Raw genomic sequence first — 13,160 nt, 5'->3', positions numbered from 1 at the left:
TTTCTTACAAGTTTTCACCTTAAGCGGTGAAGTACACGTTTTCTATTACACTAATATAATCAATTCTCGGCTGGTAGCCAAGCGGGATATAATGCCCGTATTGTTCGATCTCCCGTTTTGGGATCGACTTTCTTCCCCCGGCTTCTTGCTCATTCCAGCGGGCAATTAAGTGGGAGGCGTCAAGCAAATACGTTTCATTGAGCAGGGAAAAACGCAAAATCGCAAAGCAAATGCCGCCGTGGGCCATGACTTGCGCCATATGGCGGATTTGGTGAGCATGGAAATTTTTCAGCGGAAACGACGTTTTGTTTCTCGTCTCCTTTGCCTCAAAGTCGATGTATTTGCCGCGATAGATGCCGTTGTAGTCGGTCGTCGACGCCTGCCGGAAATAGGCCTCTTTGATGACGGCGGCGCTCCGTTTCGGATAATCGACGCGGACGATTTGCACCGGAGTCGGCTTTTTATGGATGACAGCGATGCCGTGCTCCCGATAATATTCATTCGTCGCGTTTAAGTCGTCTTCGAGCGTCATGCCGCGGTTGGCATAGCCGGCTGCCGCCGGCGGTCGCACCGCGCTCGGTCCGTTTCCGCGGTATTCTTTTCCTCCTGGATATTTGAGTGCCATCGCGTTCATCTCCTTTGAATGGTTTTTATTATACCATACGCTCGGAAAAGATGCGCCTTTTTTTCTTCCCCACGGCTGCGCCTGCTCTTGTTGTCGAATGGCGGCCGCATCCCGCTTTCTTTGCCGAATCTGTTCTACTTTTGTCGCTGCAGCAGGGAGTGATCCCCTTGGACGCGAATGGAATATCATCACGCCAGAAATGGGGGAGAGGAAATGGAAAAACGGTTAGTGAAAAAAGAAGAGATTGAAAAGCAGCTTCAGGAAATTGTCGCGCTCATCGAGCAGGTGGACGCGAAAATGGAAAAGGTGATCGCGGATGTCATTGAGGAGCGGTACGCCCAAAACAAAGAGCACCTCGCGCATCTTGAAGGGCGGATCGCCGGCGTCGAACGGCGGCTTGATGGGAAAAAAGCGAACGCGGAGCGACCGTTGCCGTCAAAACTGTATTTTGTGTAAACAGCCGGCGGCAGAAACGCTGTCCCCTCGGCTGCGGGGACAGCGTTTTCCTTTTACGTATCTTTTCCTGTTGTGATCGAGACAGGGCCGCCTTCAGCCGTCGCGACTGTGTTGATTTCATATTCGACCCGCTCGGTATGCTTCGGCGGCGCCGGCTCGCCATGTTTCGGTTTTTCGTGGTCATGTCCTTTCAATTTATGGTTGAAATGGACGCCTCGGCCCATTGCCCAACACCCCCCTTGCTTATTACGATGGGGATTTCAGGCCGAAAGTATGCAAAAAAAAAGAAGGGAAAAACTCCCTCGAGACCTAAAGTCCAGCGTATTCTTCCGTTTCGTCCGGCTGACAGGCGCCGGCTTGTTCCAGCTCGCGCACTAAGTCGCGATATTGGGCAAGCGAAATTTCCCCGCGCAAATAAAGGCGACGGGCGAAATCGAGCAGTTCGTTCGCCTCAGCCGGCTCGCAATGTTTGACCGCCATGAACTTATGTTTCAATTCCGTGATGCTCATTGATGCTTTTCCCCCTTCCCCCTTTTTTTACATCGTACCATGAAAATAGGAGGAAAGGGCGATTTCCGAAAATTAAAACTTCCGACAAGAGGTTACATGTCCGCGCGCACGCGGCCCAGTATACACACATATATTAGTGGCAGCTGATCCCCTGTTTTCGCTGGGGGAATCGATGATCAAAGATGGGGAGGATACACATGCACCGTTATCCGCGACAAATTTCGCCGCCGCCCGCCCACGGACCATACAGCTTCGGCGGCCATTGGCCCTACTCATACGGCTGGCCCTTCCACCTTCCGTCGGCGCCCATTCATTGGCCATATGCTTCGCCATTCCACGCTGCCGCGCCTTCGCACCCGATGCCATACCCGAAACCAGGGTCGCTGCTGCCGCCGCCGCGCCCGTCTTTTCTCGCCCAGTTAAAAAACAGTGACGGGACGTATGATATTAACAAAATGATGAACACGATGGGGCAGATGATCAATGTCGTCAATCAAGTCAACGGCATGTTAAAAGGGCTGCTCAGCACGTTTAAAGAGTAACGAAGCCGCTCCCCCAGCGGAGCGGCTTTGCCCTGTCAAATGAGCAGCTCGTACACTTCATTCAGCTGGTAGACGCGCTCATAATCGCGCTCATCCATCGCGTAGCGGATTTCATGGGGCAAAATGCGATCCAAAAAGGCGCTCTCTTCTTGCGTCAAGTCGCGGACAAACTCGCCCTCGCCCCGGTACGGTTTGCTGATCAGCTTTTTGTAAATACGCTTTGGCGTCTCATCATGGCAGTCCAAATAATTGGACAAAATTTCCCGCAAATAGGCGAGCGTTTGTTCCATCACGATCCGCCCCCTTCAAAAAACGAGACAAACGTTCGACTGACGTTTGGTTTGCCTTCCGCATACGGGTTTTCTTCTGTGACGCGGTCTGGATCGAGATTCGTTTTGATGACAAGCCGCGGCTCAGCGGACGGCTCATTGATCAGCCGGTCGTTCAACTGTTTGAAATCGGGCAGTTTGGCCATTCGTTTTGCACCTCCTAACAGTAGCGTAGCTTAGCAGTGTAGAAAGTATGTATGGCGCGGTTATGTTCCGAAAAAAACGCGCAACCTAATCGCAGACGGCAAGGAGGTGACAGACAGTGACCAACCGCAACGACAACCGGGAACGGAAAAATAAGTATCCACACAATCGTGAAGAAATCGCCAAGGAATGGGACATCCAAAAAGATCCGACGCCGGAACACAACAACCGGTATGGAAGCCCTTCGCATAAACAATAGAAGCCCGATGGGAAAAAAGCCGCTCCCGACATGGGGAACGGCCTTTTTAATGGCTTGGGTGGACGGAAGGCGCTTCTTTGGATTTTAATCGATACCGATGTATTTCCGTTTTTGCGGCAGGCGAATGACGAGTGTACCGTTTTGGAATGAAGCTTTCACTTCATGTTCGGCCACCGGATACGGAAACGGAATCATCCTCGCCACGCGCCGCCGCTGCTGGCGCCGTTCGTATACATGGCCGCTGTCGTCGGACGATTCGATCGTTTCATGGTGATCGATGACAAGTTGCAGCCCGTCTTCATGCCACTGCAGGCTAATTTGATCCCGCTTGATGTCCGGCAGACGGACGATGATTTGATAGTCGCGCTTCGTTTCTTTCACCTCGATCGGGATGTACGCCGCGGCAAATGTTTGGGCGAAGTAATCGTCAAGCGTTTCAAACAGTTTTTGCAATGGTCGTTCATCGAACCATTGGTTCACGAGTTTCCGCAAATGATGGAACGGGTGATTGCCGTCTCCGTTTGCAGGCGGTTGAAACGGTCCGTTCATTACACTCCCTCTCTTTCCATTCCGAAAAGTGGCAAGGTTCCTCCGCCCGCCGTTTCCGCCGCTTGGACGGCCGGCAGCCATAGAGGAGATCCTCTTTATTGTCAATGTATGTACGGACGGGAAAAAAAGTCACTTTCCGCTTTTTTTAGCGATTTCTCATGCGGTTTTAACCCGTTTGGAATATAATGACACCACCATCTATGGTCATGCACACAAATACCGCTGCCGCCCACCGGCAGCGCGAGGAAGGATGGCGTGATGCATTGGATTCATTGGCTGGTGATGTTGTTTTTTTCTGGAACGGCTGTATCGCTTCTTTCGTACCAAGCGTTTGAAATTGTTCAGGCGATTGTCCACTCGTTTGTGAACCGCCACTCGTGAGCGGCTGCCTTTGGATGTGCGGGAAGCTTGCGGGGCGGCGTCCGCTTTCGCTTGGCTGCTGATCGCCCCGTTGGCGATTGGCTTTTTCTTTGTCTGTAGTAAAATGAAAGTGTGGAAGCGGCGCAAGGCGGGTCCTTGCTCCGGGATGGAGGACAAGAACTAGAAGCAAGAAAGGGGACGGAGACCGTGAACGGACGGATTTTATTAATTGAAGATGAAGCCGGCTTGGCCCGGTTTTTGGAGCTGGATTTAACGCATGAAGGCTTTGATGTGCACGTGTGCGGCGACGGGCGTGAAGGGCTTGAACTCGCCTTGTCGGAATCATGGGATTTGATTTTGCTCGATGTCATGCTGCCTCGCTTAAACGGCATGGAAGTATGCCGCCGCATTCGGGCGGCGAAATCGACGCCGATCATGATGATCACGGCGTGCGACAGCGTGTTTGACCGCGTCATGGGGCTCGATAACGGGGCCGATGACTATATTGTCAAGCCGTTTGCCATTGAGGAGTTGCTGGCCCGCATCCGCGCCTTGTTCCGCCGTGTTCATTCTGAAGCCGACGGGCAAGTGTTGGCGTTTAAAGATTTGGTCGTTGACACGCAGGCGCGCACGGTAAAAAAGGGGGACGAGTTTATCGAGCTGACGAAGCGCGAGTACGATTTGCTCGTCGCCTTTATGCAAAACATCAACGTCGTCTTGACGCGCGATGTGCTGCTTGACAAAGTGTGGGGGTTTGACGCCGAGGTGGAGACGAACGTCGTCGATGTCTATGTCCGCTATTTGCGGCAAAAGCTCGATGAACACGATAAGGAACGATATATCCAAACAGTGCGCGGCGCTGGATATGTGATGCGGCCATGAAGCGATTCCGCCCCCGCGAGCTCTCGTTGAAGGGGAAGCTGACCATCTTGTCTGCCGGAGCGATTTTTATTACGTACTTTGTCTTTACCTTTTTGCAATACCACATTGTCAAGCAATGGCTGCTGAACGAAGAAAAAAAAACAATGGAACAAACGGTGGCGGAAATTGAAACGTATTACGCGGAAAAACGTAATATATCATGGGAAGATGTTCGCCGCCGCCGTTCGTTTCTGGAAAAACTGAATGAGCGCTATCAGCTCATCCGTGTCACCGACGAGAAGGGAAACGTCGTCGTCTCGGTGTCAAACGGCGCCGCCGTCTCGCTCTCGCCAAGCGATATGCCCGACCGGTTGAAAATGGATGAGCATTTCGTCAACAACGAACGGTTTTTGCTGCTGCGCAAGCCGCTTCATATCGGACATTTGCGCGGAACGATTGAAATCGTCCGCCGGTTGACGAAGTTTCAACAAGTAACGAACATGCTTTTCCTTATTATGACGGTGATCGGTTTTGGCGCGATGGCGGCGAGCGCCTTCGCCGGGCGGTTTATGGCGCAACGGTTCGTCAAACCGCTAAAAACGTTGGCGGAAACGATGGCCGACATCAAAAACAACGGGCTGAAACAGCGGATTGATGTGCCCCCGGCGCGCGATGAAATGGCCGAGCTGATGATAATGTTCAACAGCATGATGGATGACATTGAGCGCACCTTTGCCATGCAGCGGCAATTCGTCGAAGATGCGTCCCATGAATTGCGCACGCCGCTTGCCATTTTGCAAGGCCATCTTTCGTTGCTGCAACGGTGGGGGAAGCACAACCCGGAGATTTTGGAAGAATCGCTTGAGGCGGCGATGAAAGAGGCGGAGCGGCTCAAGCGCCTCGTCCTTGAACTGCTTGACTTGTCGCGCGCTGAGGCGATCGTGATTCCAAAAGAGATTGCTCCTATTGACGCTGCTGCGGCCATCGGGCAAATCGTGAAAAATTTCCGCGTTTTGCATCCCGATTTTCAGTTTCTTGTTGATCAGCCGGAAACGCCGCTGCCGCGTCTGGCGATGGCCAAGCATCATTTTGAACAATTGCTCTTCATTTTGCTTGACAATGGGGTAAAATATTCTCAACGGATGAAAAAAATCGCCATTTCTCTGCGAGAGGAAGGGCCATTTGTGACGGTCGCCGTCCGCGACCATGGCATTGGCATTCCGAAAGACGAGCTGAAAAACGTTTTTTTGCGCTTTTATCGCGTCGACAAGGCGCGCAGCCGCGAACAAGGCGGCGCCGGGCTCGGGCTTTCCATCGCCAAGGAAATCATCGATAAATACGGCGGGCAAATTACAGTGGAAAGCGAGATCGATCAAGGAACGACGGTCGAACTGGCCATTCCGAAAGCGGAATAGGAGGAGAGTGAGAGACATGGGACATTCCCATGGCGAAGAGACGGCAGGCAAAAAAGCGATTCATTACGTTGTCGAGAAGTTCCGCAAGCGCGGGGTGAAAATCGCGACATGCAAACCGCGGACAATGATGTCACTGTCATGCCTAGATGAGATCGACAAAATGAGAGGATGAATCGAAGAAAAGAAAATGGAAGCGAAACAGCGCATCATTCCGGCCATTAAAACGATGAAGCAATTTGACGCCTTTTTGTCAAGCGGGTACACGGTCGGTGTATTGCTTGAGGTACATATTGCCCAGTTAAAAAGCATCTTTGCCTATGCGTGCCGGCATGGCAAGGAGTTGCTCATTCACGTCGACTTGGTGCAAGGGCTGAGCCATGATGAACATGCGGCGGAATACCTTTGCCAAGAGTTCCGCCCTCATGGCCTCATTTCCACGAAAGCGGGCGTCATTATGAAGGCGCGGCAAAAACGAGTCTTGGCCGTGCAACGCATCTTTTTGCTCGATTCCCACGCTTTAGAGAAAAGCTACCAGCTGATCGTCAAAACGAATCCGGACTGCATCGAAGTCATCCCGGGCGCCATGCCGCACATCATCCGCGAAGTGAAAGAACGGACGGGAAAACCGATTTACGCCGGCGGCCTCATCCGCACGGTCGACGATGTCGAGCAGGCGCTTGCAGCTGGGGCGGTGGCGGTGACCACGTCCAACGAAACATTATGGCGCCACTACAATGGATAATGCGTTGAGCTGGCCAAATCGGCCGCAGTCTGCTATAATAAAAGCAACAAGTTAATCATCAGTCAGGAGACAAGGAGAGACCATGCACACATGGTAGGCGAAGGCTTATCGTGTTTGCAATGGTCTCTTTTTGTCTTTTTTAAAAGGAGGAATCATGCATGACATTCTCAAGCAAACAGCGGAACAACGTTCTCGAAGCGATGAGCGAAAAGCCATACGATCTGTTGGTGATCGGCGGGGGAATCACCGGGTGCGGCATCGCCTTGGATGCCATCTCGCGCGGCATGACGGTCGCGCTTGTCGAGATGCAAGATTTCGCCGCCGGCACGTCAAGCCGGTCGACGAAGCTTGTTCACGGCGGCTTGCGCTACTTAAAGCAGTTCGAGGTGAAGCTTGTCGCGGAAGTCGGGCGCGAACGGGCGATTGTGTATGAAAACGGCTCGCACGTCACCACACCGGAGTGGATGCTGCTGCCCATTTACCGCGGCGGAACGTTCGGCAAATGGAGCACGTCGGTCGGCCTTTGGCTGTATGACCGGCTGGCTGGCGTCAAGCCAAGCGAGCGGCGCACGATGCTTAATGCCCGACAGACGTTGGAAAAAGAGCCGCTCTTAAAGCGCGACGGCCTGATCGGCGGCGGCTATTACGTCGAGTATCGGACCGACGATGCCCGCTTGACGATCGAAGTGATCAAAAAAGCGGTCGAGCTTGGCGCCGACGCCGTCAACTATGTCAAAGCCGAACAGTTTTTGTATGACGAGCGCGGCCGCATCACCGGCGCCCGCTGCCGCGACTTGCTCGGCGGACGAGTATATGACATCCGCGCCAAAAAAGTCGTCAATGCCGCCGGACCGTGGGTTGATGCGCTGCGCGACAAAGACGGATCGAAAACCGGCAAGCGGCTTCGGCTAACAAAAGGCGTCCATATCGTCATCGATCAAAAGCGTTTTCCGCTCAAGCAGGCCGTCTATTTTGACACCCCGGACGGCCGGATGGTGTTTGCCATTCCGCGGGATGGGAAAACGTATGTCGGCACGACCGATACATTTTATGACGATGATCCTGCTCATCCGGCCATGACCGAAGAAGACCGTGATTACTTATTGCAGGCGATTCACTACATGTTCCCGTCCGTCGGCATCACCGCTGATGATGTCGAGTCGAGCTGGGCTGGCGTCCGTCCGCTCATTTATGAAGAAGGGAAAGACCCGTCGGAAATTTCCCGCAAAGACGAGATTTGGACATCGCCATCCGGCCTCATCACGATCGCTGGCGGCAAACTGACCGGCTATCGGAAAATGGCAGAAACGGTCGTTGACCTCGTCGCCAAACAATTGGAAAAAGAAGAGGGAAAAACGTTCCGCCCGTGCCAAACGAAACAGCTGCCAATTTCCGGCGGCGATGTCGGCGGCTCGCATCGGCTGCCGGCCTTCATCGCCGAAAAGGCGAAGGAAGCGGCGCGCTATGGGCTGACAGAAGAACAAGGGGCGCGGCTGGCAAAACAGTACGGCACAAATGTCGACCGGTTGTTTGCGTTAAGCAGCGAGTACGACCGCTCGTCCGGCTTAACGCGCGAAACGTTCGTCCGCCTCGTCTACGCCATCGAGGAAGAAATGGCGGTCAAACCAGTCGACTACTTCATCCGCCGCACCGGGGCGCTGCTGTTTGACATCGACGCCGTCCGGCGGGAAAAAGAAGCGGTTATCGCGTTTATGGCGCGGCATTTGGGGTGGACGGGGGAAGAGAAGGCAACGTACACGAAAGAACTGGAACAAGCGCTGCGTCAAGCGGTGTTGGTAGCAGAAGATGATGACCGGAGGATCATGAATAAATAGAGGGTTTAGAGGGTATCGGCGCTCGATTTTGAGCGCCTTTTTTGGGGGTTAATTTCAGTAAAATAGTGGTCGAATATGTATGTGTTCCAAAACTAAATTGAGGTAAATTTTGGGTAAATTTAAATATTTTATTGACTTTTACTATTTTGTTTGTTATATTTTACTTAAATAAATAAGTTAATTTAACTAAAAGGTAGTGTGTAATGCATAATGATTACGATGAAAGATATTGCCGAAAAAGCGAATGTATCAATCGCAACGGTATCAAGAATTTTAAATAACGATGCCACTCTCTCCGTTTCCGAGGAAACGCGCCAGCGTGTCTTTGAGATTGCTAAAGAGCTTAATTATAAACCGGTGCGGAGACGCAGTACGAACCGGGCTAATCCGCCGAAAACGAAGGAGTCTGAATGTTATAACATTGCTTTGTTGCTCGCGGTATCCCAGCATGAGGAAACGACAGATCCGTATTTTAGTTCTATCCGCTACGGGATTGAAGAGCAGTGCAAACAATTGCCGTTGCACGTCTCTTCCGTCATCCGGGTAAACAGCGGAACAGATATACAAGACTTAAGCCAGTTTGACGGGCTAATTGTGATTGGCGGTATTGATCCCGACGACATTCAGCGCCATTTTCCAGAGGAACGCCCTATCATATTCATAACCCAAGTTATTGATGTAGACGGGTACGATGTGGTTTGCTCCGATTTGGAAGCGGCTACAGAGAAAATCATTGATTACTTAATCGCCCTTGGCCATACGCGAATTGGCTATATCGGCGGATCGGAAACGATCAAAAAGTTTAATGGCGGAAAAAGTTACGAAGTTGATGATATACGGAAACGGACATTTGAGAAAAAAATGAAAGCGCTTGGACTTTATGAGCCGTACCATGTATTTGTCGGCGACTGGGGGCCGGCGGGCGGATACGAATTGATGAAGACGGCGATTGACTCTGGTGATTTGCCAAGCGCGTTTGTGATCGCTAGCGACCCGATGGCGATCGGGGCTCTACACGCGATTCACCAGGCAAACCTTAAAGTTCCGGAAGACATATCTATCATTAGTTTCGATGACATTGACGCCGCAGCATTTTTGAACCCGCCCCTTTCAACAGTGAAAATATACGCGCATGAAATGGGGAGACTCGCTGCAAACGCGCTGCATGAGCGGAGGACGGGGAACCGGAACATTCCGGTTAAAATCGTCACTCCGGCGGAACTTATCATTCGGGAAAGCTGTGCAAAACGCGGTCAAAATACATAAAGGGGGTGAGCGGCGAGAATCATAGCAGGAAGCTATGTAACAAAAAAAAGTAAGCGCTGACAACTTAACAAAAAAACGGATGGCTGTTGAATGAAGCCGTACATGTTAGCAAAGGGAAAAGGGGGAACATGGAAGATGAAAAAAGCACTCGCACTCGTCATGTCCAGTGCATTAACTTTTTCGCTGCTTACCGCATGCGGAAACAAAACGGAACAAAACGCAAGCGAATCAGGCGGAAAAGTCAAAATTGAGTTTTTCCATTACAAACCCGAAGCAAGGGGAACATTCGATAAACTGATTGAAAAATTTGAAAAAGAAAACCCAAACATTGATGTTGTCAACGCCAATCCGCCCGATGCAGGAACAGTATTAAAAACCCGCGCCGCTAAACGAGACATGCCAGATATCGTTGGGGTTGGCGCCGATACGACATTTGCGGAACTCGCCAAAGCGGGGATGTTTGAAGATGTCACGAAAGCGCCGGAACTGAACAACATTCAACCTTCGTATATTCAAATGGTAAAAGACGTCAGTGGACTGGAACAAGTGTATGCCATTCCTTATGCGGCCAATGCGGATGCCGTCATTTACAACAAAGCCATCTTCAAAGAACTTGGTTTGAGTGTTCCGAAAACATGGGATGAGTTTATAGCTGCAGCCGAAAAGATCAAAGCAGCCGGAAAAACGCCGTTTTACTTTACGTTTAAAGATGCGTGGACGACATTGCCTGCTTACAACGCTTTGGCAGCCAACACGCAAGGGGAAACGTTTTTCCAAGATTTAAATAAAGGCAAAACAAGCTTTGAAAAAGGGTATAAAGAAGCAACGGAAAAATTTGTGGAGCTGTTGAAGTACGGGCATAAAGATCAATTTGGCAAAGGATATGCGGATGGCAACGTGGCGTTTGCCAAAGGCGAGTCGGCGATGTACTTGCAAGGCATCTGGGCGATTCCGGAAATTAAAAAGGCCAATCCGAACATTGAACTTGGCGTATTCCCGTATCCTGTAACAAATAATCCGGAACAAACCAAATTAGTATCCGGTGTTGATCTTCTTTTTGCGATCTCGAAAACATCAAAACATCCGAAAGAAGCAAAGAAATTTATCGACTTCTTATTAAAAGAGGAAAATGCAAAGGCGTACATGGCTGAACAAAATGCGCTCTCGGCCATCAAGGGATTAACGCAGGAGGATCCGATGTTGGAAGGATTAAAAGAAAGCTTTGCCAAGGGGGCGCTCGTTGATTTTCCAGACCATTATATTCCGCCGAGCATCAATTTGGCCAATTTGTTACAACAGTTGACGCATGATCAAGATGTGGAGAAGTTTTTAAAAACAATGGACGCCGAGTGGGAAAAAGTGAAAGAGCGTAAGTAATTAGGCAAGAAGGAGAAACGGGAAGAAAATAGGGGGAGTCCCTCGGTTTTTCTCCCCCTCTTATCATTAGGAGGTGATACGATGCGGAAAGAGGTTGTCGTGACAAGGGAACGAAGCGTTTCATTGCCTATTTTCAAGAAAATCAAAAAACCGAAAAACATCGCGATTTACTTGATGACCGTACCGGCTGTCGTGTTATTTGCGGTATTTCACACCTTTCCGGCCCTCCAAGGCATTTTCTATTCCTTTACCAATTGGGACGGATTAAGCTTAACGTACGACTTTGTTGGATTGAAAAATTACTACTACTTGTTTCGGGACGAAAACGTATGGCATTCGTACTTGTTTACATTTCAGTTTGCCATTGTGTCGACCGTGCTCGTCAATGTGCTCAGTTTAGCGATCGTTATAGGGTTGAATGAAAAAATTAAGTTCAAAAATTTTTTCCGCGCCGTGTATTTTTTGCCGAATGTTTTAAGCGTGCTGATTGTAGGCTATATTTTCAACTACTTGTTTGCTAACGTGCTCCCTTTATGGGGAGAGAAACTGGGGATTGAGGCGCTTTCGACGAATATTTTAGGAAGCGAAAAATGGGCATGGGTCGGCATTGTCATTGTCGCCGTATGGCAGGCGTGCGCCCTTAATACGATTTTATATTTGGCGGGACTGCAAACGGTTCCCTCAGAGCTGTATGAGGCTTCTAGCCTAGACGGAGCGAGTAAATGGCAAAATTTCCGGCATATTACGTTTCCGATGATTGCGCCGTTTTTTACGATCAATATGGTGTTGGCGATGAAAAACTTTTTAATGGTATTTGACCAAGTTGTGGCGTTGACAGGTGGGGGGCCCGGACGGGCTACTGAATCGATTTCATTGCTCATTTACAACGGCGGATTTCAGGGCGGGGAGTTTGCTTACCAATCTGCGAACTCGGTCATTTACTTTATTGTCATTATGGCGGTATCGATTCTGCAGATTAAATTTTTACAAAAACGGGAAGTGGATATGTGATGGCCAAGAAAACAAACTGGGTTGCCACATTGTTGATTGCGGTCGGGGCGCTGTTCATTTTGTTTCCTTTGTACATGACGGTGTCCATCGCGTTAAAAACGCCGGAGGAGTTGGCAGACTCAGTGCTGTCGCTGCCGGTCGGCCTGCATGTGGAAAATTTTGCAAAAGCGATCGAGGCCACGAACTTTTTTCAAGCGTTTAAAAACAGCGCATTTATCACAGTAACCACCGTTGTTTTGACCATTATAACGAATTCGATGGTCGCTTATGCCATTGCTCGCAATATGCACCGGAAATTTTTTAGGTTTTTATATTATTACTTTGTCAGCGCCTTGTTTATTCCGTTTCCGATTATTATGTTGCCGATTGTCAAGCAAACATCCGCATTCGGGATGAATAATCCCAGCGGACTCGTTTTTCTGTATGTCGTCTATGGTATTGCGTTTAATATCTTTATTTACGTCGGGTATATCCGTTCGATTCCAAAGGAGTTGGAAGAAGCGGCGATTATGGATGGGTGCAGTACATGGGGCGTGTTTTGGCGCGTGGTTTTCCCGCTTATGGCGCCGATTAACGCTACCGTTGCCATTCTGACTTGTCTATGGGCATGGAATGACTTTTTATTGCCGTTGATTGTGCTGAGCGACCAGTCCGATATGACGCTTCCGTTGGTTCAATATGTATTTCAGTCCAAGTTCGGCACGGACTACAACTTAGCGTTCGCTTCCTATTTAATGGCGTTGTCTCCGATGATCATCGTCTACTTGTTTGCCCAAAAATGGATTATTGGCGGTGTCACAAGAGGGGCAATCAAGTAAACGTGCATAAGAACAAGCCGGTTTGCGCGTATTTGTCCGTTTACGTTTGTGTTCACAGAGT

19 protein-coding genes are annotated in these 13,160 nt (G+C 50.2%); 13 read left to right on the top strand and 6 right to left on the bottom strand.

The genetic code is table 11. From position 1 onward, the window contains the following. Positions 1 to 19: 19 nt before the first annotated feature. A complete protein-coding gene (recU, locus tag QSJ10_RS08995) occupies positions 20 to 625 on the bottom strand; it encodes a Holliday junction resolvase RecU (RefSeq protein WP_033010104.1) in 606 nt (201 codons plus the stop codon). Between the two features lie 213 nt (positions 626 to 838). Here recU and QSJ10_RS08990 point away from each other — a divergent pair, with 213 nt between their 5' ends. Further along, positions 839 to 1,081 (top strand): hypothetical protein, encoded by a 243-nt coding sequence (locus QSJ10_RS08990; RefSeq protein WP_033014029.1) that lies wholly within the window; start codon positions 839 to 841, stop codon positions 1,079 to 1,081. Positions 1,082 to 1,134: 53 nt separating this feature from the next. Here QSJ10_RS08990 and QSJ10_RS08985 read toward each other — a convergent pair whose 3' ends face one another. Continuing rightward, positions 1,135 to 1,305 (bottom strand): hypothetical protein, encoded by a 171-nt coding sequence (locus QSJ10_RS08985; protein ID WP_162839627.1) that lies wholly within the window; start codon positions 1,303 to 1,305, stop codon positions 1,135 to 1,137. Positions 1,306 to 1,390: 85 nt separating this feature from the next. Beyond that, positions 1,391 to 1,591: a YppF family protein gene (locus tag QSJ10_RS08980; protein ID WP_033011260.1), complete on the bottom strand. Its 201-nt coding sequence runs from the start codon at positions 1,589 to 1,591 to the stop codon at positions 1,391 to 1,393. Positions 1,592 to 1,788: 197 nt separating this feature from the next. Between QSJ10_RS08980 and QSJ10_RS08975 the strand changes: the two genes are divergently transcribed. Then, positions 1,789 to 2,133: a YppG family protein gene (locus QSJ10_RS08975; RefSeq protein ID WP_049624923.1), complete on the top strand. Its 345-nt coding sequence runs from the start codon at positions 1,789 to 1,791 to the stop codon at positions 2,131 to 2,133. Positions 2,134 to 2,168: 35 nt separating this feature from the next. Here the strand turns inward: QSJ10_RS08975 and QSJ10_RS08970 are convergent, their stop codons facing one another. After that, positions 2,169 to 2,423 carry a sigma-G-dependent sporulation-specific acid-soluble spore protein CsgA gene (locus QSJ10_RS08970; RefSeq protein WP_033011258.1) on the bottom strand — a complete coding sequence of 85 codons (255 nt, stop codon included), beginning with the start codon at positions 2,421 to 2,423 and terminating at the stop codon, positions 2,169 to 2,171. Next, on the bottom strand, positions 2,423 to 2,608 hold the full coding sequence (locus tag QSJ10_RS08965; protein WP_033011257.1) for a hypothetical protein: 186 nt from the start codon (positions 2,606 to 2,608) through the stop codon (positions 2,423 to 2,425). Before QSJ10_RS08965 ends, QSJ10_RS08970 begins: the two co-directional genes overlap by 1 nt. Positions 2,609 to 2,724: 116 nt before the next feature. On the opposite strand from QSJ10_RS08965, the gene QSJ10_RS08960 reads away from it, so the two are divergent. Next, complete coding sequence (locus tag QSJ10_RS08960) at positions 2,725 to 2,865, top strand: hypothetical protein (protein ID WP_162839628.1); 141 nt, start codon at positions 2,725 to 2,727, stop codon at positions 2,863 to 2,865. A gap of 84 nt (positions 2,866 to 2,949) precedes the next feature. Here the strand turns inward: QSJ10_RS08960 and QSJ10_RS08955 are convergent, their stop codons facing one another. Next, a complete protein-coding gene (locus QSJ10_RS08955; RefSeq protein ID WP_033014031.1) occupies positions 2,950 to 3,414 on the bottom strand; it encodes an Hsp20/alpha crystallin family protein in 465 nt (154 codons plus the stop codon). Positions 3,415 to 3,672: 258 nt separating this feature from the next. Here QSJ10_RS08955 and QSJ10_RS08950 point away from each other — a divergent pair, with 258 nt between their 5' ends. The 10 genes from QSJ10_RS08950 (at position 3,673) to QSJ10_RS08905 (ending at position 13,099) form a co-directional block, all read left to right on the top strand. Continuing rightward, entirely contained in the window at positions 3,673 to 3,795 is a 123-nt protein-coding gene (locus QSJ10_RS08950) for a hypothetical protein (RefSeq protein ID WP_255350134.1), read from the top strand. Between the two features lie 186 nt (positions 3,796 to 3,981). Next, a complete protein-coding gene (locus QSJ10_RS08945; RefSeq protein ID WP_033014032.1) occupies positions 3,982 to 4,656 on the top strand; it encodes a response regulator transcription factor in 675 nt (224 codons plus the stop codon). Continuing rightward, complete coding sequence (locus tag QSJ10_RS08940) at positions 4,653 to 6,050, top strand: HAMP domain-containing sensor histidine kinase (RefSeq protein ID WP_049624922.1); 1,398 nt, start codon at positions 4,653 to 4,655, stop codon at positions 6,048 to 6,050. Before QSJ10_RS08945 ends, QSJ10_RS08940 begins: the two co-directional genes overlap by 4 nt. A gap of 16 nt (positions 6,051 to 6,066) precedes the next feature. Further along, positions 6,067 to 6,222 (top strand): hypothetical protein, encoded by a 156-nt coding sequence (locus QSJ10_RS08935; RefSeq protein ID WP_162839629.1) that lies wholly within the window; start codon positions 6,067 to 6,069, stop codon positions 6,220 to 6,222. 15 nt (positions 6,223 to 6,237) lie between these two features. Continuing rightward, positions 6,238 to 6,792 (top strand): glycerol-3-phosphate responsive antiterminator, encoded by a 555-nt coding sequence (locus QSJ10_RS08930; RefSeq protein WP_053532466.1) that lies wholly within the window; start codon positions 6,238 to 6,240, stop codon positions 6,790 to 6,792. 158 nt (positions 6,793 to 6,950) lie between these two features. After that, positions 6,951 to 8,627, top strand: a complete 1,677-nt coding sequence (locus QSJ10_RS08925) for a glycerol-3-phosphate dehydrogenase/oxidase (RefSeq protein WP_053532464.1) — start codon at positions 6,951 to 6,953, stop codon at positions 8,625 to 8,627. 210 nt (positions 8,628 to 8,837) lie between these two features. Further along, the gene (locus QSJ10_RS08920; protein ID WP_053532463.1) at positions 8,838 to 9,893 is read left to right on the top strand and encodes a LacI family DNA-binding transcriptional regulator; all 1,056 of its coding nucleotides are present in this window, start codon (positions 8,838 to 8,840) and stop codon (positions 9,891 to 9,893) included. Positions 9,894 to 10,028: 135 nt separating this feature from the next. Next, on the top strand, positions 10,029 to 11,270 hold the full coding sequence (locus QSJ10_RS08915; protein WP_053532461.1) for an ABC transporter substrate-binding protein: 1,242 nt from the start codon (positions 10,029 to 10,031) through the stop codon (positions 11,268 to 11,270). Between the two features lie 174 nt (positions 11,271 to 11,444). After that, positions 11,445 to 12,281 carry a carbohydrate ABC transporter permease gene (locus tag QSJ10_RS08910; RefSeq protein WP_053532482.1) on the top strand — a complete coding sequence of 279 codons (837 nt, stop codon included), beginning with the start codon at positions 11,445 to 11,447 and terminating at the stop codon, positions 12,279 to 12,281. Next, the gene (locus QSJ10_RS08905) at positions 12,281 to 13,099 is read left to right on the top strand and encodes a carbohydrate ABC transporter permease (protein ID WP_053532480.1); all 819 of its coding nucleotides are present in this window, start codon (positions 12,281 to 12,283) and stop codon (positions 13,097 to 13,099) included. Before QSJ10_RS08910 ends, QSJ10_RS08905 begins: the two co-directional genes overlap by 1 nt. The last annotated feature ends 61 nt before the right edge of the window (positions 13,100 to 13,160 follow it).

This window comes from Geobacillus stearothermophilus ATCC 12980 (genome assembly GCF_030369615.1).
Taxonomy (GTDB): domain Bacteria; phylum Bacillota; class Bacilli; order Bacillales; family Anoxybacillaceae; genus Geobacillus; species Geobacillus stearothermophilus.
Note: the sequence above shows the minus strand (reverse complement) of the source record. Positions and strands in the feature narration are given on the sequence as shown.

Excerpts from the sequence above, each read along its gene's own strand:
- recU (WP_033010104.1), bottom strand. The coding sequence starts at position 625 with ATGGCACTCAAATATCCAGGAGGAAAAGAATACCGCGGAAACGGACCG.
- QSJ10_RS08990 (WP_033014029.1), top strand. The coding sequence starts at position 839 with ATGGAAAAACGGTTAGTGAAAAAAGAAGAGATTGAAAAGCAGCTTCAG.
- QSJ10_RS08985 (WP_162839627.1), bottom strand. The coding sequence starts at position 1,305 with ATGGGCCGAGGCGTCCATTTCAACCATAAATTGAAAGGACATGACCAC.
- QSJ10_RS08980 (WP_033011260.1), bottom strand. The coding sequence starts at position 1,591 with ATGAGCATCACGGAATTGAAACATAAGTTCATGGCGGTCAAACATTGC.
- QSJ10_RS08975 (WP_049624923.1), top strand. The coding sequence starts at position 1,789 with ATGCACCGTTATCCGCGACAAATTTCGCCGCCGCCCGCCCACGGACCA.
- QSJ10_RS08970 (WP_033011258.1), bottom strand. The coding sequence starts at position 2,423 with ATGGAACAAACGCTCGCCTATTTGCGGGAAATTTTGTCCAATTATTTG.
- QSJ10_RS08965 (WP_033011257.1), bottom strand. The coding sequence starts at position 2,608 with ATGGCCAAACTGCCCGATTTCAAACAGTTGAACGACCGGCTGATCAAT.
- QSJ10_RS08955 (WP_033014031.1), bottom strand. The coding sequence starts at position 3,414 with ATGAACGGACCGTTTCAACCGCCTGCAAACGGAGACGGCAATCACCCG.
- QSJ10_RS08950 (WP_255350134.1), top strand. The coding sequence starts at position 3,673 with ATGCATTGGATTCATTGGCTGGTGATGTTGTTTTTTTCTGGAACGGCT.
- QSJ10_RS08940 (WP_049624922.1), top strand. The coding sequence starts at position 4,653 with ATGAAGCGATTCCGCCCCCGCGAGCTCTCGTTGAAGGGGAAGCTGACC.
- QSJ10_RS08935 (WP_162839629.1), top strand. The coding sequence starts at position 6,067 with ATGGGACATTCCCATGGCGAAGAGACGGCAGGCAAAAAAGCGATTCAT.
- QSJ10_RS08930 (WP_053532466.1), top strand. The coding sequence starts at position 6,238 with ATGGAAGCGAAACAGCGCATCATTCCGGCCATTAAAACGATGAAGCAA.
- QSJ10_RS08925 (WP_053532464.1), top strand. The coding sequence starts at position 6,951 with ATGACATTCTCAAGCAAACAGCGGAACAACGTTCTCGAAGCGATGAGC.
- QSJ10_RS08920 (WP_053532463.1), top strand. The coding sequence starts at position 8,838 with ATGATTACGATGAAAGATATTGCCGAAAAAGCGAATGTATCAATCGCA.
- QSJ10_RS08915 (WP_053532461.1), top strand. The coding sequence starts at position 10,029 with ATGAAAAAAGCACTCGCACTCGTCATGTCCAGTGCATTAACTTTTTCG.
- QSJ10_RS08910 (WP_053532482.1), top strand. The coding sequence starts at position 11,445 with ATGACCGTACCGGCTGTCGTGTTATTTGCGGTATTTCACACCTTTCCG.
- QSJ10_RS08905 (WP_053532480.1), top strand. The coding sequence starts at position 12,281 with ATGGCCAAGAAAACAAACTGGGTTGCCACATTGTTGATTGCGGTCGGG.